Here is a 211-nt window from a genome sequence, read left to right as displayed (position 1 = left end):
AAATATTTTCCTTCCAGAAAGATATTTCCATTCACTACGTTTGTTGTATAAGATTTTCTTGATGACTTCTTTGATTTGAAACGCGGAAATCCTGCAGATGGTTCACGAAAAAACTTATGGAATGCGCTTTCCAGATGCATCTGTACATTTGCTAACGCCAATGAATCCACCTCTTTCAGCCAGGGATATTCTTTCTTGTAACTGGCTGGTG

The 211-nt window shown here is 38.4% G+C and carries 1 pseudogene; it reads right to left on the bottom strand.

Annotated features, from left to right (window positions below):
* Positions 1–211: pseudogene (locus LI112_RS18760) on the bottom strand (RNA-guided endonuclease TnpB family protein); the annotation flags it as partial.

The sequence above is a fragment of the Blautia sp. 210820-DFI.6.14 genome, from assembly GCF_020558815.1.
Taxonomy (GTDB): Bacteria; Bacillota; Clostridia; order Lachnospirales; family Lachnospiraceae; genus Blautia_A; species Blautia_A obeum.
Note: the sequence above shows the minus strand (reverse complement) of the source record. Positions and strands in the feature narration are given on the sequence as shown.